The organism is Klebsiella sp. WP3-W18-ESBL-02 (assembly GCF_014168815.1).
In the GTDB taxonomy this organism is placed as follows: domain Bacteria; phylum Pseudomonadota; class Gammaproteobacteria; order Enterobacterales; family Enterobacteriaceae; genus Kluyvera; species Kluyvera ascorbata_B.
On the sequence record NZ_AP021972.1, the window covers coordinates 645,753 to 671,727 of the forward strand.

At 56.1% G+C, this 25,975-nt stretch carries 24 protein-coding genes and 1 other RNA gene; 8 read left to right on the top strand and 17 right to left on the bottom strand.

The annotated features are described in order from the left end of the window. Positions 1 to 390 (bottom strand): YraN family protein, encoded by a 390-nt coding sequence (locus H7R56_RS03185; protein WP_106927174.1) that lies wholly within the window; start codon positions 388 to 390, stop codon positions 1 to 3. Beyond that, positions 348 to 2,438 carry a penicillin-binding protein activator gene (locus H7R56_RS03190; protein WP_106927172.1) on the bottom strand — a complete coding sequence of 697 codons (2,091 nt, stop codon included), beginning with the start codon at positions 2,436 to 2,438 and terminating at the stop codon, positions 348 to 350. Before H7R56_RS03190 ends, H7R56_RS03185 begins: the two co-directional genes overlap by 43 nt. 62 nt (positions 2,439 to 2,500) lie before the next feature. On the opposite strand from H7R56_RS03190, the gene rsmI reads away from it, so the two are divergent. Beyond that, positions 2,501 to 3,364: a 16S rRNA (cytidine(1402)-2'-O)-methyltransferase gene (gene rsmI, locus H7R56_RS03195; RefSeq protein ID WP_106927170.1), complete on the top strand. Its 864-nt coding sequence runs from the start codon at positions 2,501 to 2,503 to the stop codon at positions 3,362 to 3,364. 68 nt (positions 3,365 to 3,432) lie between these two features. Here the strand turns inward: rsmI and H7R56_RS03200 are convergent, their stop codons facing one another. From H7R56_RS03200 to kbaZ, 11 genes are all read right to left on the bottom strand, one after another. Further along, the gene (locus H7R56_RS03200) at positions 3,433 to 5,322 is read right to left on the bottom strand and encodes an alpha-galactosidase (protein ID WP_106927168.1); all 1,890 of its coding nucleotides are present in this window, start codon (positions 5,320 to 5,322) and stop codon (positions 3,433 to 3,435) included. A 14-nt stretch (positions 5,323 to 5,336) separates the two neighbouring features. Further along, the gene (locus H7R56_RS03205; protein ID WP_106927166.1) at positions 5,337 to 6,512 is read right to left on the bottom strand and encodes a MalY/PatB family protein; all 1,176 of its coding nucleotides are present in this window, start codon (positions 6,510 to 6,512) and stop codon (positions 5,337 to 5,339) included. 11 nt (positions 6,513 to 6,523) lie between these two features. Beyond that, positions 6,524 to 8,095, bottom strand: a complete 1,572-nt coding sequence (gene malX, locus H7R56_RS03210) for a maltose/glucose-specific PTS transporter subunit IIBC (RefSeq protein WP_106927164.1) — start codon at positions 8,093 to 8,095, stop codon at positions 6,524 to 6,526. A 114-nt stretch (positions 8,096 to 8,209) separates the two neighbouring features. Beyond that, positions 8,210 to 9,082, bottom strand: coding sequence for a tagatose-bisphosphate aldolase subunit KbaY (kbaY, locus tag H7R56_RS03215; protein ID WP_106927162.1), 873 nt, complete (start codon positions 9,080 to 9,082; stop codon positions 8,210 to 8,212). 12 nt (positions 9,083 to 9,094) lie between these two features. Next, positions 9,095 to 10,249, bottom strand: a complete 1,155-nt coding sequence (locus H7R56_RS03220; RefSeq protein ID WP_106927160.1) for an AgaS family sugar isomerase — start codon at positions 10,247 to 10,249, stop codon at positions 9,095 to 9,097. 298 nt (positions 10,250 to 10,547) lie between these two features. Then, positions 10,548 to 11,681 (bottom strand): N-acetylglucosamine-6-phosphate deacetylase, encoded by a 1,134-nt coding sequence (nagA, locus tag H7R56_RS03225; protein ID WP_106927158.1) that lies wholly within the window; start codon positions 11,679 to 11,681, stop codon positions 10,548 to 10,550. Continuing rightward, a complete protein-coding gene (gene agaF, locus H7R56_RS03230; protein WP_106927156.1) occupies positions 11,678 to 12,112 on the bottom strand; it encodes a PTS galactosamine/N-acetylgalactosamine transporter subunit IIA in 435 nt (144 codons plus the stop codon). The genes nagA and agaF overlap by 4 nt, the downstream gene beginning before the upstream one ends. Positions 12,113 to 12,129: 17 nt before the next feature. Beyond that, on the bottom strand, positions 12,130 to 13,008 hold the full coding sequence (gene agaE, locus H7R56_RS03235) for a PTS N-acetylgalactosamine transporter subunit IID (RefSeq protein ID WP_182928508.1): 879 nt from the start codon (positions 13,006 to 13,008) through the stop codon (positions 12,130 to 12,132). Further along, entirely contained in the window at positions 12,998 to 13,777 is a 780-nt protein-coding gene (gene agaW / locus H7R56_RS03240; RefSeq protein WP_106927154.1) for a PTS N-acetylgalactosamine transporter subunit IIC, read from the bottom strand. The genes agaE and agaW overlap by 11 nt, the downstream gene beginning before the upstream one ends. Positions 13,778 to 13,787: 10 nt before the next feature. Further along, complete coding sequence (agaV, locus tag H7R56_RS03245) at positions 13,788 to 14,261, bottom strand: PTS N-acetylgalactosamine transporter subunit IIB (RefSeq protein WP_106927152.1); 474 nt, start codon at positions 14,259 to 14,261, stop codon at positions 13,788 to 13,790. Positions 14,262 to 14,280: 19 nt separating this feature from the next. Next, positions 14,281 to 15,558, bottom strand: coding sequence for a tagatose-bisphosphate aldolase subunit KbaZ (gene kbaZ / locus H7R56_RS03250; protein WP_258182277.1), 1,278 nt, complete (start codon positions 15,556 to 15,558; stop codon positions 14,281 to 14,283). Between the two features lie 269 nt (positions 15,559 to 15,827). Here kbaZ and H7R56_RS03255 point away from each other — a divergent pair, with 269 nt between their 5' ends. Next, positions 15,828 to 16,643: a DeoR family transcriptional regulator gene (locus H7R56_RS03255; RefSeq protein WP_106927148.1), complete on the top strand. Its 816-nt coding sequence runs from the start codon at positions 15,828 to 15,830 to the stop codon at positions 16,641 to 16,643. A gap of 117 nt (positions 16,644 to 16,760) precedes the next feature. On the opposite strand, the gene garD is transcribed toward H7R56_RS03255, so the two are convergent. Then, positions 16,761 to 18,332, bottom strand: coding sequence for a galactarate dehydratase (garD, locus tag H7R56_RS03260; protein ID WP_106927146.1), 1,572 nt, complete (start codon positions 18,330 to 18,332; stop codon positions 16,761 to 16,763). Positions 18,333 to 18,745: 413 nt separating this feature from the next. On the opposite strand from garD, the gene H7R56_RS03265 reads away from it, so the two are divergent. The 5 genes from H7R56_RS03265 (at position 18,746) to rnpB (ending at position 23,457) form a co-directional block, all read left to right on the top strand. Beyond that, a complete protein-coding gene (locus H7R56_RS03265; protein WP_106927144.1) occupies positions 18,746 to 20,086 on the top strand; it encodes an MFS transporter in 1,341 nt (446 codons plus the stop codon). A 27-nt stretch (positions 20,087 to 20,113) separates the two neighbouring features. After that, on the top strand, positions 20,114 to 20,884 hold the full coding sequence (gene garL, locus H7R56_RS03270) for a 2-dehydro-3-deoxyglucarate aldolase (RefSeq protein ID WP_106927142.1): 771 nt from the start codon (positions 20,114 to 20,116) through the stop codon (positions 20,882 to 20,884). A gap of 29 nt (positions 20,885 to 20,913) precedes the next feature. Next, on the top strand, positions 20,914 to 21,804 hold the full coding sequence (garR, locus tag H7R56_RS03275; RefSeq protein WP_106927140.1) for a 2-hydroxy-3-oxopropionate reductase: 891 nt from the start codon (positions 20,914 to 20,916) through the stop codon (positions 21,802 to 21,804). 94 nt (positions 21,805 to 21,898) lie between these two features. Continuing rightward, entirely contained in the window at positions 21,899 to 23,044 is a 1,146-nt protein-coding gene (gene garK, locus H7R56_RS03280) for a glycerate 2-kinase (protein WP_106927138.1), read from the top strand. A 32-nt stretch (positions 23,045 to 23,076) separates the two neighbouring features. Beyond that, positions 23,077 to 23,457: RNase P RNA component class A (rnpB, locus tag H7R56_RS03285), an RNA gene on the top strand. A gap of 115 nt (positions 23,458 to 23,572) precedes the next feature. On the opposite strand, the gene H7R56_RS03290 is transcribed toward rnpB, so the two are convergent. Together H7R56_RS03290 and H7R56_RS03295 are read right to left on the bottom strand one after the other, a co-directional pair. After that, positions 23,573 to 23,734 (bottom strand): hypothetical protein, encoded by a 162-nt coding sequence (locus H7R56_RS03290; protein ID WP_181358003.1) that lies wholly within the window; start codon positions 23,732 to 23,734, stop codon positions 23,573 to 23,575. A 26-nt stretch (positions 23,735 to 23,760) separates the two neighbouring features. Beyond that, on the bottom strand, positions 23,761 to 24,462 hold the full coding sequence (locus H7R56_RS03295) for a pirin family protein (protein WP_106927137.1): 702 nt from the start codon (positions 24,460 to 24,462) through the stop codon (positions 23,761 to 23,763). A gap of 104 nt (positions 24,463 to 24,566) precedes the next feature. Between H7R56_RS03295 and H7R56_RS03300 the strand changes: the two genes are divergently transcribed. After that, a complete protein-coding gene (locus tag H7R56_RS03300) occupies positions 24,567 to 25,463 on the top strand; it encodes a LysR family transcriptional regulator (protein ID WP_106927136.1) in 897 nt (298 codons plus the stop codon). Positions 25,464 to 25,572: 109 nt separating this feature from the next. On the opposite strand, the gene H7R56_RS03305 is transcribed toward H7R56_RS03300, so the two are convergent. Then, complete coding sequence (locus H7R56_RS03305) at positions 25,573 to 25,938, bottom strand: DUF805 domain-containing protein (protein ID WP_106927135.1); 366 nt, start codon at positions 25,936 to 25,938, stop codon at positions 25,573 to 25,575. Positions 25,939 to 25,975 lie beyond the last annotated feature (37 nt).

Genomic DNA, 25,975 nt, shown 5'->3' on the forward strand with positions numbered 1-25,975 from the left:
CTATGAGCTAAAAGCGTTTTGAAACCATTCGATCTCATGGCCCGTGAAGGCTATCACATCGAAACGGCAATCCACAGTGTCAAAACTCCCATTGTGACGTGCAAGCCACAAGCGGGCAGTTTGTAACAGTTTGTTTTGTTTGCTCCGGGTCACGCTTGCGGCTGCGCCGCCGTAGGCACCGGAAGAACGATAACGGACTTCGACGAAAACCGTTACCGCTCCTTCACGCATAATCAGATCGATTTCGCCGCCGCGCTCATGCACGTTGGCGGCGATAAACACCAGTCCCTGGTGTTCCAGCCAGCGACGCGCGCGTTGTTCGGCGGCGTCGCCGGTCTGCCTGGCGGTCAGTTTGCCGGGACGACTTGCCCCTGTTGGTATTTGAGCCATGATAACTTCCTGTTAATCACGCAGTCCTGATTCGCGCTCAGATCGCCGGTGTTGCCGTTCAGTTCAAAGCCCGGTACACCGCGCATCTGAGAGAAATGATTCGCCAGCGCCCAGGCATCGACGCCCATTGCGTACAGGCGCGCCAGCGAGTAGTCGTTGTTGACCGCGCGTAGCGCCTGCTGCATCAGCGCCGGATTGCTGCCGGCCAGCATCGGGATTTCACTGTACTGCAAACCTTCCATTTCCAGACGGAAGTCCGGGCCCGCAGTGCCCTGTGCGCTGCGGGAACTGGCATACAAAAGCGCGCCGCTCTGGCTGCCGTTACGCATCGCAATCATTGGCTTGATAAAGGCGATTTCTTCCGGCGTTGCCACAATGTAGGCCGCATCAACTTTACTACTGCCGGTAATCTGCGCATCGGTTGGCGCTGCCGGAATCGTTAAGCCGCCGATGGTTACACCCTGCGCCTGAGAAGCGGCAACCGGCGTACCTGACAGCGAAATACCGGAACCGCCGTTGACGCCGCCGCGCAGCTCAGAGAGCGAACCAAATTTCTGCTGCAGCACGGTACCGCCGCCCAGCTTGTGCCATTCGTCGGCAAAGGCTTTGGTGACGCGATCGCCGAGGGCGTTACGCGGAATCAGCAGCAGCGGCGACTGTTTACCCTGGTCATGGATATGGCGCGCGGCATCGCGGGCCTCATCTTCTGGCGAAAGGGCAAAATAGCACACGTTGGCGCGGCTGGTGACCGACTCCGGCTGGTTAAGCGCCAGCACGTTCAGCGTGGTATTGCTTTTGAGCAGCTCATCAACGTTATTTTTTAACAGCGGGCCGACCACCAGGCTGACGCCGTCCTGCTGCGCCTGCGCCAGAATCTGGTTTAGCGGCTGGGATGAGGTGTCATAGATTTTCAGCTCCGCAGACGGATTGGCCGCTACGCTGGCGACCGGCTGCGGCGATGAGGGGGCAGTAGATGCTGGAACGGGGGCCGGGTTAGTCTGCTCCGCGTCGGCTTGCGGCTGTGCGGCGGCTTCGACCGGGGCTGCGGCGGCAGGTGCCTGAACCGGTGCCTGAGTTTGCGGGCTGGTCAGATCGGTGACTTCCGCCTGTGACGGGCTGACGACCGCGGCGTTAGCCGCCTGGGCAACCTGCTGCGGGACAGCGCTTCCGGTGACCGGCGTCGTACCGTTTTTCGCCGCTTCAAAGCCTTGCTGGATGGTGCGGCCAAAGACCGACGCCTGGCCGCTCAGCGGCAGCAGCAGGGCAATTTTATTGACCGAAGCCGGTTTAAAATTCTGCACGTTAGCCAGCTGCGACGGCAGCACTTTCGCGCCCGGGTTTTGCGGGTAGCGGGTCTGCCAGTCTTTAATACCGGCCTTCAGCATGGTGGGATCGTTGCGATTGTCAAACCACATGCGCTGCAGGTCGAGCCAGCCCTGCAGGTCGTTTTCATCGGCATTGATCACCAGCGCGTTAGCCTGCTGTTGGGTCATTGAGGACAGCGTCTGCCAGGTTGCGTCGCTGTTTTGCTGTTTTTCCTGCTGTGACGCGAGCAACGGGGCCTGTGCAATCAGGGCGCGCAGCAGCGTGAGTGAGGGTTTTCCCTGTTCTGCCGAAATAGTGTCTTGCCAGAATCGCGCCTGTAATGCACTGTCGAAATCACTCGCCTTCAGCGGCTGCAGCAGCGCTTTTGCGCCCGCAAAATCCTTCAGCGCCAGCTTAATTTCGACGGCCAGCAGAGACTGCTCCTGACGCTGGGCAGCATTGAGTTCTTTAGGCAACTGATTGTACAGCTCCAGCGCCCGCTGGCTTTTGCCTTCTTTCAGCAGTGCACGAATGGCGAGTAATTGCCAGTTGGTCTTGCTATCATTCGAACTTTGCTGCATCTGCTGCAGGTAAAAGCCGGAATCAGCCTGCGACGCCCCCTGAAGCTGGGTGGCACTCTGATCGGAAGCCTGCTGGGTTCCACAGCCTGCGAAAATCAGCGCAGCCAGGATAACCGGCAGACAACGCGCGGCTTTCATACGAGAAAATGTTGAGGGTACCATACTGTATCCAGTGATATTTTTTACGCAATGCTCAATATTAAATCGGCAATACGGACGAAACAATGAAACAACACGAATCGGCGGATAATTCTCAAGGCCAGCTCTTTATTGTACCTACTCCTATCGGAAATTTGGCTGATATTACCCAACGAGCGCTCGAAGTATTGCAAGCTGTTGATTTAATTGCGGCTGAAGACACCCGACACACAGGTTTATTGCTGCAACACTTCGCCATTAACGCCCGTTTGTTTGCGCTGCACGATCATAACGAGCAGCAAAAGGCCGAAACGCTGGTGGCAAAACTGAAAGAAGGGCAAAACATTGCGCTGGTGTCCGACGCGGGCACGCCGCTGATTAACGATCCTGGCTATCATCTGGTGCGTACCTGCCGCGAAGCGGGTATCCGGGTCGTGCCGCTGCCGGGCCCGTGCGCTGCGATCGCCGCGCTGAGCGCCGCCGGTCTGCCATCGGACCGTTTTTGCTATGAAGGTTTCCTGCCGGCCAAGTCAAAAGGCCGTCGCGACGCGCTGAAGGCGATTGAAGACGAGCCGCGCACGCTGATTTTTTATGAATCAACCCACCGTCTGCTCGATAGCCTGGAAGACATGGTGGCGGTGTGGGGCGAAGCGCGCTATGTGGTGCTGGCGCGTGAGCTGACCAAAACCTGGGAAACCATTCACGGCGCGCCGGTTGGCGAACTGCTGGCGTGGGTGAAAGAGGATGAAAATCGCCGCAAAGGTGAGATGGTGCTGATTGTTGAGGGCCATAAAGCTCAGGACGACGAACTGCCCGCCGATGCGCTGCGTACGCTGGCGCTGTTGCAGGCGGAGCTGCCGTTGAAGAAAGCGGCGGCGCTGGCGGCGGAGATCCACGGCGTGAAGAAGAATGCCTTGTATAAGTATGCGCTGGAGCAGCAGGGGGAGTAAGTAACCCCTGCTGCCGGTTTTGCCGGGTGGCGGTTGCGCTTTATCCGGCGACTCATTGGTGCAGGCCTTTAGTTAACGGGCACCGCCTCAAACACCAGCGTTTCCAGCGGCTGTAACGTAATTACCGTCGCGTTTTTATACTCAACGGGCACGGTTTTGTTACTGCCGTATACCGCTTTCAGCCTAAACTGCGCCGCGTCTCCTGTTGGTATTTCGAAATCTTTCGCTAAATCCAGATAGTAGGTTTGTGGCTTATCCGACGGGTTGCGCAAACCGAGAATGGCCTTGTCTTTGCTCCAGGAGGCCCAGCCGTACACGGCAAGCGCCGTCGGGTCGCCGCCAATCCAGTGGGTATCAACCAGCACGCTGGCGTTTTCCTTCGACCATTTTGCTGCCTTCGCCAGCGTATCCCACTTCACCTTGTTCAGCATGGACGGGGTAATATACAGCTCCTGCAGCTGGGTGCCGGTCGCGAAGTAGCTCCAGACCTGATCGGCAAAATCGCTGTCCGTTTGCACCTTCTCCAGCCCGTAATAGGCATTCGCGGCGCTGACTATCCCGTGGTACATCAGCGAGTTCAGCGGGAACAGTGGGCCTTTACGGACAATGGAGCGGTACGTCTCGGCATCGCGGTAGGTCATCCACTGCTGTACCGGCGTGCCAGGACCATACAGGTTGATGTCATCCCCCTGACGCCAGATTGAATCAGCGTAGAACAGCCAGGACGGGCTGGCGTCGGTGCCGGTGGTCAGGTTGATAAACAGATTCGGGTTTGCGCTACGCATATTGTGCAGCAGGGCGATTGACGCATCGAAATCTGAGGCGAACGAGCTGCCTTTGATATGTGAACTGGCGTTACCCATCCCGTCGAGCTTAAACGAGGTGATGTGCTCGTTTTTGATAAGCTTGATGATCTGCTCATTGAAGTTTTTAAAGTAGTTCGCTCCCGACAGCGCCAGCTTGCCGTCCACGGTTTCGAACCCATACTCTTTTGCATGCGAAACGCGAACATCGCGCGGTTTGTTGTAGCCGCCCCACGGAGAAAGCCATAGCCCAACGGAGCTGTGCAGGCTGTCGGCTTTCTCCCTGACTTTGCTAAAACCGTTGCTGAATGCCGGGCCAAATAGCCAGCGTCCGGTCAGATCGTCCCAGCCATCGTCCAGCAAGAAGGCGTCTAAGGTCACGCCGCGGCCCGTAATGAACTCCTTGTTCCATTCGTCCATACGCCCCAGCACATCCTGTTCGGTGTAGGGAGTGAAAAAGCCGATATCCATCCAGCTGTTGTAGTGCAGATAAGGCTTGTAGGGCCGTGGACGTACGTCATTAATAAACTGGTTCACGCTGCGGCGCAGCTGACTGGTCTCCGGGAAAGTGCCGAACCAGGTGGTAAAACTGACCGGGGCCTCTGGTTGAATCGGCGTTTTCAGTTCTACGTTGAGATTGGTTGTGGCTTCATAGGCGTAGGTATTGACGATCGGTTTATCCGGCAGGATAAAGAACGAGTCGGCAACGATCGGTGAGCTATTGATTGCGCCATCTACGTAAGGAGCCTGAGACTGCTTTTTGGTTGGGAAGAAGGTGATTTTAGCCACGTCTCGCGGCTGCCCAACGGCGGCAATGGTGTAGCCGATGTTGGCGTATTTTCCCTTCACCAGGTTCAGCTTCACCGTGACGTTAAAATCCGGATGCGTAAAGTCGATGACAATCGCGTTGCCCTGTTTTTCAACGTGCTTGATTTTGAAATCCGCGGTGTGGATTTTGCTCTCATCCGGTAGCGTCAGAAAGAACAACTCCTGCGGCGTGAGCGGATGGTTAGCCCTGTTGTCCTTCACCACGACCGTTGAGTTGGTATCATCGAATGAGAGAGCAATATTGTCGTTATTGAGCGCGTAGTTTGCCGCCACTGCGCCATGAGAAACACAGAGAGCCAGCAGTGAGAGAGTGAGCACCTTTTTCATTGTGGGTAAGATCCTTATTTGTAATTTTTCAGCATTCGGTTAATGGCCTGCTCCAGCCAGTAGCGCTGGGTGCCAAAATTAATCCGCAGGTAGTTTTCGCCGTTTTGTACGTAGTGGCTGCCGTCTTCTATGACTACGCCCGCCTGCTGTGCGAAATGTTGGGTTAGCTGCGTTGCGCTACGGTCATCCGCGCTCACGTCTATCCACGCCAGATACGACGATTCCGGATTCATCATCTTCCACGCCGGGAAGTGGGTCGTAATGGCCTCCGCCAGATAACGGGCGTTGCCTTGCAGATAACCGTTCAGCGCGTCGAGCCATGGCAGACCCTGCTGATAGGCCAGAATAATTCCCCATACCCCGAACATATTGGGCGAGGTAATGGAGTTCTTCTCAAGCTGTTGGCGGAAGCGCTGGCGCAGCGAGCCGTTCGGAATCATGGAGTAGGAGGTTTTCAGCCCGCCCAGATTGAACGCCTTGTTGGGTGACGTGAGCACGATCAGGTTGTCCTGTGCGGCACAGCCAGAGGTGAGGCAACTGACGAATTTGCCATCCAGAATGTGCTCGGCGTGAACCTCATCGACTACCAGAATCGTACCGTAGCGTTGACAGAGATCGGACACCTGACGTATCTCTTCCGCGCGCCAGATCCTGCCGGACGGGTTATGCGGCGAGCAGAAGAACCACAGCGTTGGACGGTGGGTTTTGAGCTGTTCTTCTATCAGATTAAAATCAAGCTGATAGCGGTTGTCCTCCACGCGAAGCGGGTTAGCAAGTACTTGCACGCCCTGGCGCTGTGCCGCCATCGCAAAAGGATCGTAGACCGGCGTGTTCATCATCACGCTGTCACCCGGTTTGCAGAACGCCTGAACCGTGTAGTGCAACGTAGAGACGGTGCCGTAGGTTAGCGTGATCCACGACTTTTCTACCTCAACCTGATGACGTTTACGCTGGAAAGCGATAACCGCGTCGTAGAATTCATCAAAGCACCAGGTATAGCCAAAGGTGCCGTGCTCCACGATGCGCCGGAAGCCGTCAATCACCGCAGGCGGCGAGGTGAAATCCATATCGGCTATCCACAGGGGGATAAAGGACTGCGGGACGTCACCGAAACGTGAGCACACAAAGGCATGGTCCCATTTACGGCACTTATCACTTTGGCGCTCGATGATTTTGTCGAAATCAAACATCACTCCCCCTGTTAAATTAAGGCTTCAATGCCGGTTTTGACGCTCTGTACCTGCGGGCCGATGATCACCTGTACGCTGTGAGCATCAAGCACCACCACCGACAACGCGCCGGCCGCTTTCAGCGCCTGTTGATCGATAAGGCCCATATCTTTCACCACCAGACGCAAGCGGGTAATGCAGTTATCAAGCGACTCAATGTTCTCTTTACCGCCGAGCGCACGCAGGATAAGACCATGATCGTATTTTGATTTTCCACGCGCGCGGGTGTTAGCCTCGACGGCTTGCTGCGCCCCCTGAGCATCCACCTCGCGGCCCGGCGTTTTGATGTCGTGTTTGAGGATGTACCAGCGGAAGACAAAGAAGTAGATGGCAAACCAGGCAATACCGACCGGGAACAGCAGATACCATTTGGTCGACATGCCCTGCATCACGCCGAAAATCAGCAGATCCAGAATGCCGCCATCGGTATTGCCAATGGTCACCCCCAACAGGGCCATTACCATCAGCGCCAGGCCAGACATGACGATATGGAAGGCGTAAAGCGCGGGGGCGATAAACAGGAACAGGAACTCAATCGGCTCTGAAATACCGGTGACGACGGAAACCAGCACGCCGGAAAGCAGCAACCCCTTAATGACTGGCCGATTTTCCGGACGCGCGGTGCGGTAGATGGCGTAAGCCACAGCGGGCAAACCGAAGATAAAGGTCGGCATAAACCCTTGTGACAGAAACGCGGTAACGTGCGGGCTAAACGGCAGGCCGGCTTTAAGCTCTGCGTAGAAGATATTCAGCGCCCCGGCGACCTCATGGCCATTCACCATTTCAATGCCGCCTGCTGGGGTAAAACGCACCATCGCCAGCAGGATGTGGTGCAGACCAAAAGGTTTCAGCAGCAGCACGCCCACGCCGTAGAGGAAGGGGCCGAAAACGCTGGTGCTCTGGATGATATGCCCAATACCCGCGATACCCAGCGCGACGTATTCCCACAGAAGAGGAATGAACAGACCCACCAGCGACAGGGTAAGAGCGGTCATAATCGGCACAAAACGAATGCCGCTAAAGAACGCGAAGGCGTCGTGCAGAACCGTGTCCTGAAAACGTTCGTGCAGAAAATAGGTGATAACCCCAACCACGATGCCGCCCAGTACACCCATCTCCAGGGTTTGAATGCCCAGCACGATCGATTGTCCCACCTGTTTCATGGTGGCGGGGTCGGCAAGCTGGTGGGTAGCCGTCAGGTAATAGTTAATGCTCATATTCATCAGCATGTAGCCAACGAACCCGGCAAAGGCGGCGACCGCCTTGTTGCGGTTGGCAAGCCCCATGGGGATCGCCATGGCAAACATCAGCGGCAGATAGGTAAATGCAAAGCCACCGACCATGGCGATAAAGCCAAAGGTCAACTGCGTAAATTCGCCGCCCAGAAAGGGAAAACTCGTAATGGTGGAAGGGCTGGTCACTGAACTACCGATACCCAGCAGCAATCCCATAAAGGCAAGAAGTGAAACCGGGAACATAAAGGTTTTTCCCAGACTTTGGAAAAACTCCCATGATTTTGACTTAAAAGATTTTTTCTGTGTCATGTAGGGACCCTCGGATTTTTAGGATAATGGAAGGCGCTACCCGGTTTAAGGGCGCGCCTTCATATTTGCGAGGCTTATAGTTATTTTGAGATATTGCTGTAATACGCTGTAAGATCAGGCCTCCGCCGGTAGCCGTAACCGATTCGCTGAGCCGCAGACGGCGATTTTGCTTCTGACCACTTCTTTCATGGCGTCCATGCCAACCCGCATGTAAAAGCGCGGGTCATTGCCCTGCGGATTTTCAGCAAACCAGGCTTTGACGGCGTCAGAGAAGGCGATCTTCAACTCGGTTGCGACGTTGACTTTGCAGATGCCCAGCTCGATGGTGCGGCGAACATATTCATCCGGCACATCACTTGCGCCATGCAGCACCAGCGGCACCGTCACCACTTCCCGGATTTCTGCCAGCCGCTGGAAGTCGATTTTTGGTCGTTTGGTATAGAGGCCATGTGCCGTGCCGATAGCCACGGCAAGGCTGTCAACACCGGTCAACTCAACAAAGCGTTTCGCCTCCTGCGGGTCGGTGAGAAAGGCGCTTTCCGCGTCGACGCTCATGTCGTCTTCTACCCCGCCCAGACGGCCCAGTTCGGCCTCAACGCTGCAATCGTTGAGGTGGCAGAAGTCAACCACCGATTTCACCAGCTTCACGTTTTGTTCAAACGGATAGTGGCTGCCATCGATCATCGCGCTGCGTACACCGGCATGAACCTTACGGCGAATGTCATCCAACGATTCGTGATGATCGAGATGCAGCGCCAGCGGCATGTCGTAAGTGAGCGAATACGCGCTGCACAGGGCGTAGATCTCTTCCAGGGCAATGTGTTTGAACGTGCCGGGAGTCCCCGCGAGGATCACGGGCGAGCGCATTTCGCTGCACACCTCGAGGATCGCCTGGATCGTTTCGGCGTTGTGGATGTTAAACGCCGGCACGGCGTAGCCGTTGGCCTGCGCATCCTGCAGAAGGTATTTCGTTGAGATAATGCTCATATGGAGATCCTCTTAAGCCTGCCACGGATGAATAATCACGCCTTGCACAACACGATTGACCGTGCCGCTGGCAGAGGGGGTATCTGGGGTATTGCCAACACGAATTGACTGAGTCAGCGCAAAGATCTGGGCGTACATCAGGAAGCAGAACGCCTGTTCCATGTCGATAAACGAACGGGAAGGAGGCAGCAGAATATGCGGGCCAGCTTCGATGATGGCATCCGTTTCCGCGGCAATCGCGACCACGCGCATTGCCTGACGATCGCGGCGCAGTTCCGCCAGCAGATCCAGGTCGTACTGGCGCGTGTAAGAGTGGCTGGAGATGAACACCACGATAAGCGTTTCGTTATCGACCAGCGATTTTGGTCCGTGGCGGAAACCGGTTGGCGAGTCGTAGAAGGCCGCCAGTTTGCCGGCGGTTAGCTCCAGCACCTTCAGCGCAGACTCACGCGCGATACCTTGTAATCCGCCGCTGCCCAGATAGACGACGCGTTTCCAGGCGCCGTCGCCAAAGACACCCAGGCTAAAATCACCGAGTGAGTCGAGGATCGCCTGGCTGCGATCGGCCACGTCCCGGAAGGTCTGGCTGTTAATGATCTCCGGCGCGAATACCGCCAGACAGCTTGCCATCATGGTGGTGATGCTGCTGGTCATGGCAAAGCCGCGATCGTGCGTTTCGGCCGGCATCAGCAGGGCGAAAGCGTTATCGCTGTCGACCAGATTTTGGTACAGGCTGCCCGCTTCGTTACAGGTAATTGACAGGTGGTAGCACTCAGGAACGAACTGGTTGGCCAGCTCAACGGCAGCCACGCTCTCCGGGCTGTTGCCCGAGCGGGCAAATGAAACCAGCAGCAGCGGATGTGCCGGGTTCAGATAGTCCATTGGATTGGTGACGAGATCGGTGGTGGGTACGGCGCTGATATTTTTCCCCGTCTGGTGGCAAAGCCAGGGGGCAATCGTCTCGCCGATAAAGGCCGACGTTCCGGCGCCCGTCAGGACGATCCGCAGGTTTGGTTTGCGCAGCAGCGGCGCAAGAAAACCGTCGATCGCCGAGCGGTTTGCATCAATATTTTTGAGTGAGCGGATCCAGCTAGCGGGCTGTTGGCGGATCTCTTTTTCGGTCCAGGTGCCGGTGGTCGCGGCAGCGGGGGTATAGGTTTCTGGCATAACGTAGGTCCTTAGTCTTGTTAATTCCACATCAGACGCTGGCAAAAGCTGTTATCTTTCGTTTTGTTTCACTTGTTAACTTTAGCGGTTGATTAAAATCTATAGAAAAGAAATCGAAAGGTCAATGGCGTGCGTAGAAATAAAACGAAAACTGTGATCGCAAAACGAAAGATATATTTATATATTTGATATATAACGATTAATATAGATTTTCGCTAAATGGCGCTGTTACTGATGGAAAGGAAAAGAAAGGCCTTGCGCGGATAAAGCGAAGGCCTGGCAGGAAAAAACGAAAGGATTAATGGGTATAAGGCTGGCCCTGGATCCAGAGATGCTGCAGATGCAGGCCGCCGTCGAGCGCAATGATGTTGGCGCGCTTGCCTGGTTTGAGCGACCCCAACTGACTATCGATACCGAGCAGGCGAGCCGGATGCAGCGAAGCCATGTGGATCGCGTCTTCCGCCGTCATTCCCGCGAGTTCGACCATATGACGTACGGCAGCGTCAACCGACAGGGTACTTCCGGCCAGGCCACCCGAGGCGGTGCGAACGATCCCGCCGCGCATGTCGACCTGTTCGCCGCAGAGCGTGTAGCGGCCGTCGGGCATTCCGGCCGCCTGCATGGCATCGGTAATCAGCACAATTCTCTCTTTTGCGCAGATGCCGCAGAGCCGCATCGCCGCTGGATGGACATGATGGCCGTCGGCGATGAGCTCAAGCCATGCGCGCGGATCGGTGAGCCCCGCGCCCACCATTCCCGGTTCGCGATGATGCAGCCCGGTCATGCCGTTGTAGCAGTGCACTAACCCGTCCGCCCCTGCGTCAAACGCGGCGCGGGTTTGCGCCCAGGTTGCCGCGCTATGCCCTAACATAACCCGCACGCCCTGCTGTTTGAGATGCTGGATAGCCCGCAGCGCACCGGGTTTTTCCGGCGCTAACGCCACCACGCGAAGGGTATGTCGGGATACGGCTATCAACGTATCCAGTTCATCCGCGTCCAGCTCGCGAAATAGCTCGGGGGGATGGGCGCCTTTGTTCTGTGGCGTAAAGTAAGGCCCTTCCAGATAGCTCCCCAGTACCTGGGCGCCCGGCCCGCCTGAATGATAGCGCTCGGCAATGCGCGCCAGCGTCCGGTGAATCGACGCCAGCGGCGCAGTCACCGTCGTGGGCAGCCAGGCGGCGACGCCCTCTTGCGCCTTATGGTGGGCGAGTTTATCCAGCGTACCTGGCGCATCGTCCATCACATCAACGCCCGCGCCGCCGTGAACGTGAACATCGATATACGCGGGGCAAAGCAGCTCAGCATCACGCCAGACAATACCCGCCGGTATCGGTTCTATTGCGGCGATCGTGCCCGCTTCAATACGCAACTGACAATCATCCTGCCAACCGTACTCCGTTAACAGGCGGCGAGCGCGGAGAATTTGCGTCATATGCCTTCCTCTACGGGGGACGCCTCGCGACAGCGTCCCAGCTCGTCGACCAGGCTGGTTAAGCCGCGATGCCCGCACTCCAGCGCCTGTAGTCGGAAGGCCTCGCCGCTTAATCCATCGCGGTCCAGCACCATTTCCAGCAGCAGCTGGAGGTTGGTGCCGGCGATCACTTCGCGCCCGGCCTTTTGCATTGCCAGGGTTGATGCCACGCGAAATGGCGTGCCGCCGAGCAGGTCGGTCAGAAACACGATATCTTCTTCAGCATCCAGCGTAGCCACCGCCTGTTCCAGCTGTTCGGTAAGCCGCGCGGTGGTTGAGGTTTCCGGAAAATCAATCGCGATAAACTGCGTTTGCTCACCGAGGATCTGCCGCATGGCTTTTTCCATTCCGCTGGCGAAGCCGCCGTGACCGGTCAAAATAATACCTAACATCGAGGACCTCTTTTGCTTTACAGGAAGTGGCAGAATTTACCGACGACGCCCAGCACCACGGTGATGGCGATCAGGCGCAGCGGACTCCAGCCGCGGCGTACCAGCCAGAACATCGTCAGGGTGTAGACCAGCGGTAAAAAGGCGGGCATGAGCTTGTCGATAACGTCGGCCTGCAGTTTGACGACCGCATCGCCGGCTTTAATTTCGAGCGTGGTGTTCAGGCGAACGTAGGTTGCCACCAGTGCACCAATCACCGTCATCCCGACGATAGAGGCGGCGTGGCCGACTTTTTTGGTGTTGGCCTTGATAAGCGGAATCGCCGCCACGCCCATTCGGTAGGCATAGTGGGCCAGGCCGAAGCGCAGGCCGAGATGCACCACGTTAAACAGCACGATAAACACCACGGCGCCAAGAATGGATCCCTGTAACGCGAGGCTGGCGCCAATCCCGCCGCAAATAGGCAGCAGCGTTAACCAGAACATGGCATCGCCAATCCCGCCCAGCGGCGCGCCGACGGCAATTTTGGTGCTTTGAATACTGTTAACGTCCTGTTTGGAGCGCTCCATCGCCAGAATGATGCCGATGACAAAGGTCACCAGGAAAGGGTGGGTGTTGAAGAATCCCATGTGGCCTTTCATGGCTCTCGCCAGATCGCGCTTGTTGGTATGAATTTTTTTCAGCGCAGGCAGCAGGCCGTAAAGCCAGCCGGAGGCCTGCATACGTTCATAGTTAAAGGACGCCTGTAGCAGCATGGAACGCCAGGCGACGCGGTTGATATCTTTTTTGGTCAGCTCAGCGCCAATGGTTTGATCTTCATAAATGTTTTCGTTTACGCCGGTCAGCAGCGTTTCTTCATTCTCGGAAACATTCGGCAGAGTCTGTTGATTAGATGCCATCTTCGAATTCCTCTTTCTGTGCCGCAGGTTGGGTCGGTTCAGGGGATTTACGCAGCAGGTCAATCAGCGCCATCGCCAGCGCCGCAGCGGCGATAGCCAGCACGGGAAGCTTGAGCCAGGCCGCGGCAACGAAACCGATAATGAAGTACGGAATGTAGACGTTTTTCATCATGATTTTCAGCAGGACGGCAAAGCCGATGGCTGGCATGATGCCGCCCGCGACGCCCAGGCCGTCAATCAGGCGTTCCGGCAGCACGTCAATGGCGGTTTTGGCGTGTTCAGCCCCGAAGTAAATCGGTAAAAAAGCGCACAGGAAGTAGAACGTGCCTAACGCCAGCAGCGCCAGATAGTTAACCCGTTCAATACCGTCGGTGTCGGCGTTTGCCGCCATACGGTCGCAGCGAGACATCACGCCGGACATGACCGAGAACAGGAAAGTAATCCCCATCTGTACCGCTACGGCGAACGGTACCGCGACCCCGACGGCGACGTCAGGTTTCACGCCGGTAGTGATGGCGAACGTGGTACCGACGATGGTGCCGATAATCACGTTTGGCGGCTGAGCGCCCGCCAGCGGGGCCAGGCCCATCCACACCAACTCCAGCGTACCGCCGGTTAAAATACCGGTATGCAGATCGCCGAGGATCAGGCCGACCAGCGGCCCAAGCACCACCGGGCGGTGCATGTGGGTTAAGCCGTTGAACATATCCAGACCCGCAATAAAGGCAAGAATGCCTAATGCAAAAGCCTGCAACAGACTAATTTCCATTGTGAATCCCTCAAAGTAGTTTAAAGAGATCCAAAGCAGGTTCTGTGGGCACGCCCTGAACGAAACATTCCACGCCGGCGGCCTTCAGGCCGTTGAACGCGTGGACATCGTTGGCATCGACAGAAACCGTTTTGGCAATTTGTGTTTTTCCTTCGGCGTAGTGCATGTTGCCTACGTTGATGCGCGTGATGGGGACACCGCCCTCAACCAGCGTAAGGAAATCCCCCGGCGTTCTGCACACCAGTAAAATTTTCTGCCGGTCGGCGGCGCGGTGGATGTTGTCGATCGTTTTTTGCAGCGACCAGAAGCGCACGGCGATCCCTTCAGCCAGCACCATTTCCATCAGGTTCTGTTGAACGGTGTCTTCTGCGACTTCATCGTTGGCGACCAGCACCAGATTTGCCCCCGCAAATCCTACCCACTGCACGCCAACCTGGCCGTGGATCAGGCGTTCATCTATGCGGCTTAATACAATATTTGGCATCGCGTTTTCCTCTTTGTTGTTATCCGTTATGGGGGGTAACGCCCTGACAGGCGGCATGGTACTGCTGCAGTATGTCCTGAATGTGGCTGATGATGAGTTCTCGCGGCGTTGCGTTGAGATCTCCCTCGCGGACTTTGACGTACTGCAACGGTAAATACTGGCTGATGAGCGGTAGCGGAATAGGTTCGTCCGCCAGATTGCGCACCAGCCGCGCGAAGGCATCATCAATCTGCCCATCAGGCCAGTAGTAGCGCACGCGGTCGGAATAGCTATAGCCGCGCGCCAGTCGCCGCGCGTTGCCGTCACCGTGATAATGGCTCTGCCAGTATTCCGGGCGATCGAGCATGACGCTCTCCAGAACGTTACGCAGGCCAGAACAGGCTTTAGCGGGCAGCAGTTCTTCTTCGATCGCCGCCAGTGAAAACAGCGCTTCGCGCAGGGCGAAGGTTAGCGCCGGACCCACTTTCAGGATGGCGAAGTGATCGACCACCAGCTGGCGCAGCGATTGTGGCGTCTGGTAATCGGTGGAATGCGCTTCGAACACCAGCGTGTCATAGGCTTCCACCATCTTGCTCAGCGCGACGGCTTTTTGCGGCTGATAATCAATGATATGGGTATGATCGAATTCGACGCCGGGCTGTACGACCAGCGCAATAATGCGTGGCCACACGGCGTTCAGCCCCTGCTTTTCAAACGCGTGGCGATGGGCTTCCAGCGTGGCCCGTGCTGCTTCAGGCGTGGTGACCGCCAGTTCGGTTAAGGTTTCATGGGCACCGCCGGGTACCGGCACCTCGGTCCCGATCACGTAGACCAGATCCGATTCGCCAAACAGCGCGGCGTGGGTTTCTTCGGCGATTTTTGCCAGACGCGCGGCGCGTTCGGCGACGATCTCGTCGGTGAGCGGAACCGGATCGCCCTGACAGGACATGCTGCAATCGAGGTGGATCTTTTTAAATCCAGCGGACACATAGCTTTTGATCAGATCGTCAGCGTGAGCCATCGCGATCTCTGCTGGCAGATCCTGCCAACGGTTGGGACCGAGATGATCGCCGCCGAGGATCAGCTGCGTTTGGGGAAAATGCATCGCGTCGGCCAGCCCGCAGACAAAGCCGCGAAAATCGGCTGGCGTCATGCCGGTGTAGCCGCCAAACTGGTCAACCTGGTTTGAGGTTGCTTCGATCAGCAGCGGCGCCTGGTTGGCGTGGGCGTAGCGTATGGCAGATTCCAGTACCAGTGGATGCGCGGAACAAACGGCATAAATCCCGTTTGCCTTCCCCCGTTTATGCTGCTCCACCATGTTAGTCAGATGTTTCACTTTCCTCTCCAGGTCAGATGATGGTGACATCGTTCTTTCGTTTTGTTTCATTTGATACTGCATCATGGTGTGTTAAAAATAAAACGAAAGATAATAGTTTTCCGATCTGTTTCACAAAAGAAACATAATGAAAGGTTTGTGCCCGGTGTTGCGGCCATTCTTTCGGCTTTTTAAGGCTTGCATTCCGATAAAAGAAAGGCGTTAATAAGCCAAACGAAATGAAACGAAAGAAATTGATCAAAGGATTACTTATGAGCAACACCGACTCTTCTGCGGATAAGCGGGTGCCTGGAACCAGCGAAAGGCGTGAGCAGATCATCCAGCGGTTGCGACAGCAGGGAAGCGTGCAGGTCAACGATCTTTCCGTGCTGTTTGGCGTTTCGACCGTGACGATCCGCAACGATCTGGCCTTTCTTGAAAAGCAGGGTATTGCCGTGCGGGCCTACGGCGGTGCGCTGATTTGCGACGGTAATACGCCGGGCGCAGAACCCTCCGTTGAAGATAAAAGTTCGCTGAATACGGCGGTGAAACGGCGTATCGCCAGGGCCGCCGTTGAGTTTATTAAGCCGGGGCATCGGGTGATTCTGGATTCGGGCACTACAACCTATGAAATCGCGCGGCTGATGCGTCATCACAGCGATGTGATTGCTATGACTAACGGTATGAATGTCGCCAATGCGTTGCTGGAAGCAGAAGGCGTTGAGCTGTTGATGACCGGTGGGCATCTGCGCCGCCAATCGCAGTCGTTCTATGGCGATCAGGCTGAGCAATCGCTGCAAAACTACCACTTTGACATGCTGTTTCTCGGCGTTGATGCTATCGATCTGGAGCGTGGAATCAGCACGCATAATGAAGATGAAGCGCGGCTGAACCGGCGCATGAGCGAAGTGGCTGAGAAGATCATCGTGGTGACCGACTCCAGCAAATTTAATCGCTCAAGCCTGCATAAGATTATTGATATGCAGCGTGTGGATATGATCATCGTGGATGAGGGGATCCCGCAGGAGAGCCTCGACGGATTACGTAAGAGCGGTATCGACGTGATTCTGGTGGCGCTGTCGGAATAAAAAAGGGGCGCCCTGGCGTAATGCTGGTCCGTTAAGGCGTTGAAGTCAGGGCAGGAACGGTAGGCCGGATGTCGCTTTGCTTATCCGGCCTACGTATTTTCGATTGGCCGTCTGCCGTCAGGTTACCGGCGCCGGGTTGAACACCGCCAGCTGGTTGTGCAGCCCCCATTGATCCGAGAAGGTTTTTTTACGCCCGCTGGCCACATCGAGAATAAAGTGGAATAGCTTCGTCCCCACCTCTTCAATGGTCTCTTCGCCGGTGGCGATGGTGCCCGCGTTAATATCCATTAGGTCATACCAGCGGTTCGCCAGCGCGGTGCGGGTGGCCATCTTGATGACCGGTACCGCAACCAGGCCGTACGGCGTACCGCGCCCGGTAGTAAACACCTGTACGGTGATGCCGGAAGCAACCTGTTGAGTGCCGCAAACGAAATCGCTGGCCGGCGTCGCGGCGTAAATCAGGCCGCGCTTGGTCGGACGTTGGCCCGGTGACAGCACTTCGACGATGGCGCTTTTGCCAGACTTGGCGATTGAGCCCAGCGCTTTTTCCACTACGTTGGCAAGGCCGCCTTTCTTGTTGCCTGGAGATGGGTTGGCGCTGCGATCGGTTTGCCCCATGTTGAGGTAGTTATCATACCAGGCCATCTCTTCAAGCAGACGTTTGCCCACCTCTTCATTCACCGCGCGTGGCGTTAACAGATGAATGGCATCGCGCACTTCGGTGACTTCAGAGAACATAACCGTGGCGCCGCAGCGCACTAGCAGATCGGAAGCGTAGCCGACCGCCGGGTTGGCGGTCACGCCGGAGAACGCATCGCTGCCGCCGCACTGCATGCCAACCACCAGCTCGGAAGCTGGGCAGGTTTCGCGCTGACGTTGGTTGAGCTTTTGCAGGTGGCGTTCGGCAACCTGTAAGATATCGTCGACCATCGATTGAAAGCCGACGTGCTGCTCATCCTGCAGGCGCACGATGCTGGCGCTGTCGACCGCGATGCTTTGTACATCCTCCGTGCCTTCGAGCAGGCGTTCTGGCTGTAGCTTTTCACAGCCCAGTCCCACGACCATCACTTCACCGCCAAAGTTGGGGTTTAGCGCGAGGTTATGGATGGTGCGAATGGGGACCACCGCCGCCGGTGCGTTAATTGCCACGCCGCAGCCGTACAGGTGGTTCAGACCAACCACGCCATCGACGTTGGGGTATTTTGCCAGCAGATCGCGCTCAATGATTTTCACCACATAGTCCACCACGCCCGCTACGCAGTGCACGCTGGTGGTAATGCCCAGCAGGTTTTTGGTGCCGACGCTGCCGTCGGCGTTGCGATAACCTTCGAAGGTATAGCCTTCGAGCGGCGGCAGCGGCTCCGGGACTTTGGTCGCCAGCGGCAAGGTGTTGAGTGGCGGCGCTTCCGGTAGCACAACCGTGGATTCGTCAATCCAGCTACCTTTAGCAATATCGCGCACCGCGTAACCGATGACTTCGCCGTAGCGGATGATTTCACCGTTCTGAGGAATATCCACCAGCGCAACTTTATGCCCCTGGGGAATATGTTCAATTAATTCCAGACCGTCAGGAAAACGCGTTCCTGCTTTTAATCCGTTATCGTTAACAACGATCGCGACATTATCTGTTTCATGTACTTTTATATAAAAAGCCGTCGGCGATTCTTGTCTGATTTCAATGTTAGCCATTGTCCAGCATTCTCCAGCCAGGGGGTAAAAGAATTAGGGTTATTTATGGTTTGTTTCTGGTAATGGAAAATAAAATACCCATTGCTACATGAAATAAAGAATGTCAGGAGTTGAACCATAAAAATGTGATGAAGATCACCTATCGCCTTCATGCCGCGGGAGACAAGGGAGTCAATGGCTGAAATTGTGCATCAGCGCCCAGTGCTGTGTGCATATGGTCAATAAAATGAATTTATTGCGCGTTTAAATTGGTGATTTGCACAATGTGCGAGCGAGATATCCTGATTATACTGAACCTCGAATTCATGGCGTCTGATTTTTTATTACGAGATTCATTGGTAATTAAATAATCAGCGAAATTCGCTTTAATAAAAACAATAAAATTAAAGCATCCTGTACCCGAGGATAATAAAATGATACACGATACTGCTGATGTTGTTGAAGCAAAAAAGGGTATGCCTACCCGTTATTTAATTCTATTCATTATTTTTATTGTTACGGCCGTTAACTACGCAGACCGCGCAACGCTTTCCATTGCCGGTACGTCTGTCGCTAAGGAACTGGAACTTAGTGCGATTTCTATGGGGTATATCTTCTCTGCATTCGGTTGGGCGTACCTGCTCATGCAGATCCCCGGTGGTTGGTTACTGGATAAATTCGGCTCGAAGAAAGTTTATACCTATAGCTTGTTCTTCTGGTCTCTGTTTACCTTCCTGCAGGGCTTTGTCGGTTTCTTCCCGCTAGCATGGGCCGGCGTTTCTATGTTCTTCATGCGTTTTATGCTGGGCTTCTCCGAAGCGCCTTCCTTCCCGGCAAACGCGCGTATTGTTGCGGCCTGGTTCCCAACCAAAGAACGCGGTACCGCCTCGGCTATTTTTAACTCCGCGCAGTATTTCTCTTTAGCGCTGTTCTCGCCGCTGCTGGGCTGGCTGACCTTCGCCTGGGGCTGGGAGCACGTCTTTACCGTGATGGGGGTGATTGGCTTTGTGTTGACCGGGCTGTGGGTGAAGTTCGTACACAACCCAACCGATCATCCACGAATGACCAAAGAAGAGCTGAAGTTTATTGCGGATAACGGCGCAGTGGTTGATATGGACCACAAAAAGCCGGGCAGCGACGCGGCAAAAGGTCCGAAACTGGATTACATCAAACAGTTGCTTAGCAGCCGTATGATGTTAGGTATCTTCTTCGGCCAGTACTTCTTAAACACCATCACCTGGTTCTTCCTCACCTGGTTCCCGATTTACCTGGTGCAGGACAAAGGTATGTCGATTCTGAAAGTGGGTATGGTGGCGTCTATCCCTGCGCTGTGTGGTTTTGCCGGCGGTGTGCTGGGCGGGCTGTTCTCCGACTACCTGATTCGCCGCGGTTGTACGCTGACCTTTGCACGTAAACTGCCTATTGTGCTGGGCATGCTGTTGGCGTCGACGATTATTCTGTGTAACTACACCGACAACACGGCGCTGGTCGTAGGATTAATGGCGCTGGCGTTCTTCGGCAAAGGCTTTGGCGCACTGGGGTGGCCGGTTATCTCCGACGTGGCGCCAAAAGAGATTGTTGGGCTGTGCGGTGGGGTGTTTAACGTCTTTGGTAACGTCGCCTCTATCGTTACGCCGCTGGTGATTGGTTATATCGTAAGTGAACTGCACTCCTTTAATGGCGCACTGATTTTTGTCGGCTGTTCCGCGCTGATGATGATGGTTTGCTACCTCGTCGTGGTCGGCGACATCAAACGTCTGGAACTGCGGAAGTAAGCCGCGACTAACGTAAGGTAATAAAAAATGGATAACGCGATTTTTCCTAACAAATTCAAAGCGGCGCTGGCTGCTCAACGGGTTCAGATTGGCTGCTGGTCAGCCCTCTCCAGCCCGATCAGTACTGAAGTGTTAGGCCTGGCCGGTTTCGACTGGCTGGTGCTGGACGGTGAACATGCGCCGAACGATGTGACGACGTTAATCCCACAGCTGATGGCACTGAAAGGCAGCCAGAGCGCGCCGGTCGTACGTATTCCGACCAATGAGCCGGTCATTATCAAGCGTATGCTGGATATCGGCTTCTATAACTTCCTGATTCCGTTTGTGGAGACGCAGGAGCAGGCGGCGCAGGCGGTCTCTTCCACGCGCTATCCGCCGGAGGGGATTCGCGGCGTATCCGTTTCGCATCGCGGCAATATGTTTGGCACCGTACCGGACTACTTCGCGCAGTCCAACAAAAACATCACCATTCTGGTGCAGATTGAAAGCCAGCTGGGCGTCGATAACGTGGATGCCATCGCGGCAACGGAAGGCGTGGATGGCATCTTTGTCGGGCCAAGCGACCTGGCCGCCGCGCTGGGGCATCTGGGTAATGCTTCGCACCCGGAGGTTCAGAAAGCCATTCAGCATATTTTTGCCCGTGCGAAAGCCCACGGCAAGCCAAGCGGCATCCTGGCACCGGTTGAAGCCGACGCGCGCCGCTACCTCGAGTGGGGAGCCACCTTTGTGGCCGTTGGCAGCGACCTGGGCGTCTTCCGCGCCGGTACTCAAAAACTGGCTGATGCTTTTAAAAAGTAACCACCACCGATTAACGCAATATTGAGGAAATGACGATGAAAGTTGGTTTTATTGGCCTGGGTATCATGGGTAAACCGATGAGTAAAAACCTGCTGAAAGCGGGTTACTCGCTGGTGGTGTCGGACCGTAATCCTGAAACGATTGCCGAAGTGATTGCCGCCGGAGCGGAAACGGCGACCACGGCGAAAGCCATTGCCGAGCAGTGCGATGTCATCATCACGATGCTGCCAAACTCGCCGCACGTAAAAGAAGTGGCGCTGGGGGAAAATGGCATTATCGAAGGTGCCAAACCGGGCACTGTACTGATCGATATGAGCTCAATTGCGCCGCTGGCGAGCCGCGAAATTAGTGAGGCGCTGAAAGCAAAAGGCGTAGATATGCTTGATGCGCCGGTAAGCGGCGGCGAACCGAAAGCCATTGATGGCACGCTGTCGGTGATGGTTGGTGGAGATAAAGCGATTTTCGACAAGTATTATGACCTGATGAAAGCGATGGCCGGCTCCGTGGTGCATACCGGGGAGATTGGCGCGGGTAACGTCACCAAGCTGGCGAATCAGGTGATTGTCGCGCTGAACATCGCTGCAATGTCGGAAGCGTTGACCCTGGCGACCAAAGCGGGTGTGAATCCTGACCTGGTTTATCAGGCCATCCGCGGCGGTCTGGCGGGCAGCACCGTGCTGGATGCCAAGGCGCCGATGGTTATGGATCGTAACTTCAAGCCGGGCTTCCGTATCGATCTGCATATTAAAGATCTGGCCAACGCGCTGGATACGTCCCACGGCGTTGGGGCGCAGCTGCCGCTGACCGCAGCGGTGATGGAAATGATGCAGGCGCTGCGTGCCGATGGGTTGGGCACGGCCGACCATAGTGCCCTGGCGTGCTACTACGAAAAACTGGCGAAAGTTGAAGTGACTCGTTAAGGACGTTGCGCCCGGCGGCGTTAGCCTGCCGGGCCGGCAAGGTAGGCCGGATAAGTTATGCGCCATCCGGCGTCGCGCGCTAATAGGCTCAGATATGAAAATCGTAATCGCCCCAGACTCTTATAAAGAAAGCCTTTCTGCCACCGAGGTAGCACAGGCGATAGAAAAAGGATTTCGGGAAATCTTTCCGCAAGCGCAGTTTGTGTCTGTACCGGTTGCCGACGGCGGCGAAGGTACGGTTGAGGCGATGATTGCGGCCACTCAGGGGCGCGCGGTGATGTCGACGGTAACCGGCCCGCTTGGCGACCCCGTGCAGGCTCAGTGGGGCATCTCCGGCGACGGCGGTACGGCATTTATCGAAATGGCCGCCGCCAGCGGCCTGGCGCTGGTACCGCCTGAACGTCGTAACCCGCTGATCACCACGTCCTATGGTACCGGTGAGCTGATCCTCCAGGCGCTGGAAAGTGGAGTGAAGAGCATTATTATCGGTATCGGCGGCAGCGCCACGAACGACGGCGGGGCGGGGATGGTACAGGCGCTGGGCGCAAAGTTATGCGACGCCAACGGTTCGCCGATTGGTTTCGGCGGCGGTAGCCTGATGAGCCTTAATCATATTGATATTTCCGGACTCGATGCGCGCCTGCAGGCGTGCACAATTCGCGTAGCCTGCGATGTGACCAACCCGTTAACCGGGCCGTCTGGCGCGTCCTGTATTTTTGGGCCGCAGAAAGGCGCTACCGCGGCGATGATCGCCGAGCTGGACCGCAACCTCGCGCACTATGCCGAGGTGATTAAAAAATCGCTACGGGTGGATGTTAAAGAGGTGCCGGGCTCTGGCGCGGCGGGGGGAATGGGCGGCGCGCTGATGGCGTTTCTCGGCGCAGAGCTGCGCAGCGGCATTGAGATAGTCACTCAGGCGTTAAATCTCGAAGAGCATATTCACGACTGCACGCTGGTGGTGACCGGTGAAGGGCGGCTGGACAGCCAGAGCATTCACGGTAAGGTGCCCGTTGGGGTGGCCAGCGTGGCAAAGAAATACCATAAGCCGGTGATCGGTATTGCCGGTAGCCTGACCCGCGATGTCGGCGTTGTACACCAGTACGGCATTGATTCTGTGTTCAGCGTGCTGAACCGTATTGGCTCGCTGGAAGAGGCGTTCCGTGAGGCGGCGGACAATATTTATCTCACTTCCCGTAATATCGCTGCCACCCTTCAGGTGGGAATGCAGACGGAAAGGTGACATTGGCTCGTAAACCCTCTATACTTCGCGCCGAAGCTGACCAGACAGTCGCCGCTTCGTCGTCGTCCTCTTCGGGGGAGACGGGCGGAGGGGAGGAAAGTCCGGGCTCCATAGGGCAAGGTGCCAGGTAACGCCTGGGGGGTGTCACAGCCCACGACCAGTGCAACAGAGAGCAAACCGCCGATGGCCCGCGCAAGCGGGATCAGGTAAGGGTGAAAGGGTGCGGTAAGAGCGCACCGCGCGGCTGGTAACAGTCCGTGGCACGGTAAACTCCACCCGGAGCAAGGCCAAATAGGGGTTCATAAGGTACGGCCCGTACTGAACCCGGGTAGGCTGCTTGAGCCAGTGAGCGATTGCTGGCCTAGATGAATGACTGTCCACGACAGAACCCGGCTTATCGGTCAGTTTCACTTCTTAAAAAACCCCGCCTTGATGGCGGGGTTTTTGCTTTCTGACGTACCCTGCCGCGCACCGACAGAGCGAGGATGGCGAGGCGGTCAGCCCCGGTTACCAAACCAGGGCATTTGTTCAGGCGGTCTGTTCTTCCGCCTGGCTGCTCTCAGCCTGGGCCACGATGGCTTCCAGTTCGCTCAGCATGTCTTCCAGACCAAACTCCGGTGCCGCGTTGGTGGGTTGAGGGGCGTTGGCCACCTTCATCGTCTGCTGCTTTTTATTGTTTCTCTTACTCATTTTTGCTTCCGCTATCCTGAATAGACCTACACAGGTAAATCTATCAGCAAAGCGCGCAGTGGGGTATCAGCAACGAGTGTGATATTGGCTTCATCGCGAATAAATGCCCCATCGCCGCAGGTGAGCGATTTGTTTTCTGCGTCGTTAGCCAGCGCATGTACGGTGCCGTGAATCGACTGTAAATAGGCGCGCGGCCCGTGCAGTGACAGAGAAACCTGCTCGCCTTTTGCCAGCTCAATATGGTGTAGCCACACCTGCTGACGCAGCTGCAGACTATGCTGACTGCCGTCCGGCGAGGCCAGCAGCTGGTGCGCGGTATCTTTCAGCTTCAGTTTCTGTACCCGCGAATTATCGCGTTCCGGGCAGGCGTCCAGCCAGATTTGTATCCGGGTTAACGGCTTGTCTTTGCTCAGGTTATGTTCGCTATAGCTGACACCCTGCTGGGTTGCAATCAGCAGCGCTTCACCGGCCTTCGCTTGAATATGGTGGCCTTCGCTGTCGCGGTACTCGGCCTCGCCTTCCAGAATCAGATTCAGAATATCGACCTTCGGATAGGTCCGCGGCTGGAAGGCCGCGCCGGGAGCAAGGACTTCCTGATTCAGCACGCGCAGAGACGCATAGCCCAGCAGTTTCGGATCGAAGTAGTGTCCAAAAGAGAAGGTATAGCGGGCCTGAAGCCAACCGAAGTCCGCCTGTCCGCACTGTTTCGCTGTTCTTGTGGTAATCATCTTCTTGACCCTCCTTTACATTAAATCAATGGTAAAGGTATGGACGCTGCATTGTTAGCCAGATATTCTGCCCGGTATGTTCAAATTTCCTGAATGAGCAAGCCATGGCTAAAGAGAGAGCACTGACGCTGGAAGCACTACGAGTAATGGACGCCATTGACCGACGCGGCAGCTTCGCCGCCGCGGCGGATGAGCTTGGGCGCGTGCCCTCGGCGTTGAGCTATACCATGCAAAAGCTGGAAGAAGAGCTGGACGTTGTGCTTTTTGACCGTTCAGGTCATCGAACAAAATTCACTAACGTCGGGCGTATGCTCCTCGAACGTGGTCGCGTCCTGCTGGAGGCGGCAGATAAGCTGACCACCGATGCCGAAGCGCTGGCGCGCGGCTGGGAAACGCACCTCACCATTGTGGCGGAAGCGCTGATCCCAACGGCAACGCTGTTCCCGCTGGTGGAAAAGCTGGCGGCGAAGTCTAACACCCAGCTGTCGATTATCACCGAAGTGCTGGCGGGCGCCTGGGAGCGTCTGGAGCAGGGGCGAGCGGACATCGTGATCGCACCGGATATGCACTTCCGTTCTTCCACGGAAATTAACTCGCGCAAGCTCTACTCGCTGATGAGCGTTTACGTGGCGGCGCCGGATCATCCGATTCATCAGGAGGCGGAACCGCTGTCTGAAGTGACGCGCGTGAAATATCGTGGGGTAGCGATTGCGGATACCGCGCGGGAGCGCCCGGTACTGACGGTGCAGCTGCTGGACAAACAGCCGCGTCTGACGGTGACATCGATGGAAGAGAAGCGTCAGGCGCTGCTCGCCGGGCTCGGCGTGGCGACCATGCCGTATCAGCTGGTTGAAGAGGATATTGCGCAAGGGCGTCTGCGGGTGGTGAGCCCGGAGTACAGCAAAGAGATTGACATTATTATGGCGTGGCGCCGCGACAGCATGGGCGAAGCGAAATCGTGGTGTCTGCGCGAAATTCAGAAACTGTTAACCGCAAAATAAAGCAGTAGGCCGGATAGGCGTTTACGCCGCCATCCGGCGATTTGTGCCGAATAGCCTGATGGCGCTGCGCTTATCAGGCCTACCAGACCCGCGTTGTGCCTGGTTGGGATCAGGAAATCCCCTTCGGATCGGGCCCGAAACGGTTATTGCCCGGCGTGCCGCTCTGACAGTTGAAGATCAAAATTACGATCCAGCCGATCACCGGAATAATCAGCAGCAGTAGCCACCATGCCGAGCGGTCGGTGTCATGCAGACGACGGAACTGCACGGCCCACCACGGCAGGAAAACCAGCACCCCATAAATAGTGGTGAGGATCCCTTCACCGCCGGCGCGCTGCCAGCCAAGCATCTTATCGACTACGCCCAGCACGAGCGTAAAAATCACGTTCACCAGGACGAACATCCAGTACTCTTTGCGGCGGGCGCGGCCGCCAAAGCCAATGTAGTTACGTATAACCTTGAGATACCAATCCATTTTTTTGCCTCAGTTGATCATTAATCACTTGTTTTTA